The following is a 4,581-nucleotide window of genomic DNA, read 5'->3' as shown; positions in this document are numbered from 1 at the left end:
GGACTCGGTGGTGCGGGAAGGGCCGCCCGGTGGTATCGCCCTCGCCGAGCTGGGGCACACCACCTGGGCGGGGCGTGCGGGCACCGCGGATCGGGCGACCGGCCGGAAGCCGCGCACCGATGACCGGTTCCGGATCGGCTCGATCACCAAGACGTTCGTCGCCACCGTGATGCTCCAGCTGGAGGCCGAGGGAAAACTGAGCCTGGACGACACCGTGGACGACTGGCTGCCGGGCCTGGTCGCGGGAAACGGCAACGACGGCGGGGAGATCAAACTCTTGCAGCTCCTCAACCACACCAGCGGCATCTACAGCTACACCGACGACGAGACCTTCAAGAGGCAGGAGTTCGGCACCGAGTTCCTCCGGCACCGCCACGAGACCTGGACGCCCCGCCGGATCGTCCGGCTCGCCATGTCCCACCGGCCCGTCTTCGCCCCGGGCGACGGCTGGAGCTACTCCGACACCAACTACGTCATCGCCTCCATGGTGATCCAGAAGGCCACCGGCCACACCTACGCCCACGAGATCGAGCAGCGCATCCTGCGCCCCCTGCGCCTGGACTCCACGAGTGTGCCGGGTACCAGCGCCCGCCTCCCGGGGCCGAGCGGGCGCGCCTACTCGAAGCTGACCGGGGAACTCGCCGGCCCCGGGGAGCCGGGCGGCGCGACCTACGACGTCACCGAGTTCAACCCCTCCTTCGCAGGCGCCGCCGGGGAGATGATCTCCGACAACCACGACCTCGACCGGTTCTACCGGGCCCTGCTCTCCGGCCGGCTGCTGAAGAAGCCCCAGCTGGAGAAGATGATGACGACCGTGTCGGTCGAGGACGTGCCGGGCTTCTCCTACGGCCTGGGACTGATGAGGATGACGTTGTCGTGCGGCACCGAGGTGTGGGGGCACAACGGCGGCATCCAGGGCTCCATCTCGGAGACCATGGCGACGGCGAACGGCGATCACGTGCTGTCGCTGAACTTCAACGGCGACTGGAACGTCCACGAACAGCGGCTCGTCGAGGCCGAGTTCTGCGGCTCCTGAGGAATGCCGGACGCGGCCGCGGGGTGTGCCGTGGCCCCCTGGAGCGCCCGCACCGAATGACTCGCATGTGCGCCGGCGCACCACGTCGGCTTCGGCGCGAGCCGCGCCGCCGAGGTGATCCCCGCCGGAAACCCCGGAGGCAGGCTGGAAGCGGCTGCGCACGGACCAGTAGCCGGCGTTCCCCTCCCCGCGTTCATGTCCTCACTGCTCAGCCCCTGCCGGCTGCGGCGGCCAGTGCTTCCCCGGCCTGGCGGACGCGCCACTCCTCGAGCGTTTCCTGTTGCCGCCGGGCTCGCTCGAGCAGGGTGGAGAGCCGGGCGGAATCCAGGCGCTCGTCGTCGGCGGCGAGCCGTCCCAGGATCTGCCAGCAGGCCGCCTTCCCCTCGACCCCCAGCCGCAGGGCTTCCAGGTCCAGGAGGGTTCCGAGCGGCGAGGGACGCACCAGGTGGCCGTTGGGCTTCAGCCGTCCCATTTTCTCGGCCGCCCAGCCCGCGCAGACCTTGTAACGGCGAGCGGGGACACCGAGGTCCCGCATGATGTCCAGCAGCGCGGCCCGGTCCTCGGCGATCTCGGCCGCCACGGGCTCGATCGCGCGACCGAGCGCGGAACCGCGGGCGGCACGCGCCAGGCGTGCGGCACGCTCGGTACCGGCGGTGGCGCCGGCGAGGTGGTCGTTGAGGTAGATGCCGAGCAGCCTGACGCCGGCACCTCCTCCGGTGGGCCGGCGCCGGGCGGCGCCGGAGTGCGCGAGGGCGTTCATCTGCGGCCTCCTTCGGTTGCGGTGGGGGATTCCGCACGCGAGCGACGGATCGGGTCACGGTGGCGCCGGGCGTCGGCGGACTTCGGTCCCGGCCGGGAGGAAGGCGGTGGGTCCGTGAGCGCCTGGTCACGGCTCGGCCCGGTCGTCGTCCGGGCCGCTCACCACGGTGAGCAGATCGTCCCGTGCGGCCAGGGCGTCCAGGGCGAGTGTGCGGTAGCCGACCTCGTCGAAGAGTACGGTGATGCGGTCGCCCTCCTCGCTCAGCACGGTGCCGCTGCCCCACTCCCCGTGCCGTACCGCGGCTCCCGGCGGATAGGCGCCGGCGTCCGGATGCCGCTCGGTGCTCGTCGCGTCGCCGTCGCCGCCGTCCGGCTCGTCGCACGTGTCGCAGTTGCCGCAGGGCGCCTCGTACTCCTGTCCGAAGTAGCCGAGGAGGAAGCGCCGCCGACAGCCGGTCGTCTCGGCGTACGCCCGTGCCATGTCCACTCGTGAGCGGTCCATGCGCTTGTGGGCCTCGGCGGTGTCCACGGCCCGGCGCACCGCGCGTGACGGTGTCGTGCCCGGGACCGGCCGGATGGTCCCCGAGGCGTCCGTGACCAGGGCACCGGCCTCCTCCAGCAGGTTCACGGCCGCGGTGACCCTGGCCCGTGACATGTCGGTGTCCCGGCGCAGCCCGGCGACGTCCGGTGGAGCGTCGCGGTGGGCGTGGACCGCCCGTACGACCGCGTCCACGGCCTCCGGGCGGGGCGTGCGGCTGCTGAAGTACGCCTGCATCCCCGTGTCCTCGGCGCGGTAGTGCAGTACGGCGCGGGCGGGCCGTCCGTCGCGGCCGCAGCGCCCGATCTCCTGGTAGTAGGCGTCCAGGGAGCCCGGCAGGGACGCGTGCAGCACGAACCGCACGTCCTGCTTGTCGATGCCCATCCCGAAGGCCGAGGTGGCCACCACGACGTCCAGGCCGCCGGAGAGGAACGCGTCGTGGATCCGGCGGCGTTCGGCGGCGCGCAGGCCCGCGTGGTAGGCGCCGGCCGCGAACCCCAGGGAGGCCAGCTCCGCGGCGTACGACTCGCTGTCCTTGCGCGTCGCCGCGTAGACGATGCCGGGCTTGGGAGCGGCCGCGGCGTCCTCGACGACCCGGGACCGCCGTTCGTCGTCGTCCAGGTGGCGGCGCACCTCGAGCCTGATGCCGGGCCGGTCGAACCCGGTGACGAGCTGCCGCGGCCGGTCCATGCCGAGCCGTTCGACGATGTCCTGCCGTACCGGGGGCGCGGCGGTCGCGGTGAGCGCGAGGACGGGCGGGCGGCCCAGCCTGCGTACGGCCTGGGCCAGGCGCAGGTAGTCGGGCCGGAAGTCGTGGCCCCAGGAGGACACGCACTGGGCCTCGTCCACCACGAAGAGGGCCGGGTGCGCCTCGGCCAGCCGCTGTACGACCTCGTCCTTGGCCAGTTGCTCCGGGGACAGGTAGACGTACCGCACCGCGCCCTCGCGCACCGCCGTCCAGGCGTCCTCGGTCCCGGCCGCGCCGAGGTCGGAGTTGACGGCGACGGCGCCCGGGCCCCGGTCGCCGCCGGGCAGTCCCGCGATCTGGTCCCGCTGCAGGGCCAGCAGCGGTGACACGACGACGACCGGCCCGGCCAGCAGCAGGGCGGGGACCTGGTACACGGCGGACTTGCCCGACCCGGTCGGCATGACGACGAGGCAGTCCCGTCCCTCCAGCACCCACTCCATGGCGGTGAGCTGTTCGGGACGCAGCTGCTCCCAGCCGAACACCTCGGCGGCCGTCTCCCGCAGCCGCCCGGCCCACCGGCCGCGGGCCGGTGGCCCTTCCCCGGTCATGGCGCACTCCTCGCTCGGTGGCAGGGCTGTTCCGGGTACCCCGGGCCGGTCCGGCGACGCGGCTGTGTCCGCACGGTCATGTGCTCAGCTGCCGCTGCAGCCAGTCGGCGGCGGCCCGGCGGAAGAGGCGGCGGTTGTCGGCGCGGAGGAACTCGTGTCCCTCGTCGGGCAGGGTGAGCAGTTCGGCGGTCACGCCGCGTTCGCGCGCCGCCCGTACGAACTGCTCCGACTCCCCCGGCGGCACGTTGGTGTCGTGCTCCCCGTGCACGGCGAGCACCGGCGCCCGCAGCGCGTCGACGCGGCTCATCGGTGACAGCTCCCGCAGCAGCGCGCGGTCGCGTTCGGGATGGCCGTACTTGTGGGCCGCCGACTGGGCGATCCAGGGTTCGGTGCCCTCGAAGAACGTGGTGAGGTCCGACATGCCGCACACCGCGATCCCGGTGCGGAAGAGGTCCGGGTGCCAGACCAGGGAGGCGTAGGTGAGGTAGCCGCCGTACGAGCGTCCCATCACCGCCAGCCGGGCGGGGTCGGCCAGGCCGGCCAGCACGGCGTGGGCGGCGCAGTCCGCCACGTCGTCGATCGCGGCGAACCGTCCCCTCCCCAGGTCCGCGTCGACGAACGACCGGCCGTATCCGGACGACCCGCGGACGTCGGGTGCGAAGACGTCGACTCCTCGCCCGAGGATCTCGTGGTACAGCGGGTCGAGCACGGGGCGTTCCTGGTCCTCGGGACCGCCGTGCAGATGGATGACGCAGGGTGCCGGCTCGCCGGGGGCGCGCCCCGGTGCGCGGTAGTACCAGCCGTGCAGCGGCAGCGCGTCCCGGGCGGTGGGGCGCAGGGGGACCGGCCGTACCGGCGGGCGGCCCGGGGCAACGGCGTCCTCGTCGCGTGACGACCACGGGGTGCGCACCGGGGTCGCGCCGTCGGGCAGCCACCAGATACCGGGGCGGCG

The 4,581-nt window shown here is 73.4% G+C and carries 4 protein-coding genes; 1 reads left to right on the top strand and 3 read right to left on the bottom strand.

Annotated elements, in window-relative coordinates; all coding sequences use genetic code 11:
• A partial coding sequence (locus tag H5J33_RS24465; protein WP_181797039.1) for a serine hydrolase occupies positions 1-1,036 on the top strand: 1,036 nt, incomplete at its 5' end.
• Positions 1,037-1,244: 208 nt separating this feature from the next.
• Here the strand turns inward: H5J33_RS24465 and H5J33_RS24460 are convergent.
• From H5J33_RS24460 to H5J33_RS24450, 3 genes are all read right to left on the bottom strand, one after another.
• Positions 1,245-1,796 carry a hypothetical protein gene (locus H5J33_RS24460; RefSeq protein ID WP_181797038.1) on the bottom strand — a complete coding sequence of 184 codons (552 nt, stop codon included), beginning with the start codon at positions 1,794-1,796 and terminating at the stop codon, positions 1,245-1,247.
• 126 nt (positions 1,797-1,922) lie between these two features.
• Positions 1,923-3,629 (bottom strand): RecQ family ATP-dependent DNA helicase, encoded by a 1,707-nt coding sequence (locus H5J33_RS24455; RefSeq protein WP_181797037.1) that lies wholly within the window; start codon positions 3,627-3,629, stop codon positions 1,923-1,925.
• A 76-nt stretch (positions 3,630-3,705) separates the two neighbouring features.
• The coding region (locus H5J33_RS24450) for a S9 family peptidase (RefSeq protein WP_181797036.1) at positions 3,706-4,581 on the bottom strand (876 nt) is incomplete at its 5' end.

This window comes from Streptomyces sp. WELS2, from assembly GCF_013870595.1.
Classification (GTDB): domain Bacteria; phylum Actinomycetota; class Actinomycetes; order Streptomycetales; family Streptomycetaceae; genus Streptomyces.
This window is presented reverse-complemented; position numbering and strand designations above follow the sequence as displayed.

What these genes read in the sequence shown, in the direction of transcription:
- H5J33_RS24460 (WP_181797038.1), bottom strand. Translation starts at nt 1,796, where the DNA reads ATGAACGCCCTCGCGCACTCCGGCGCCGCCCGGCGCCGGCCCACCGGA.
- H5J33_RS24455 (WP_181797037.1), bottom strand. Translation starts at nt 3,629, where the DNA reads ATGACCGGGGAAGGGCCACCGGCCCGCGGCCGGTGGGCCGGGCGGCTG.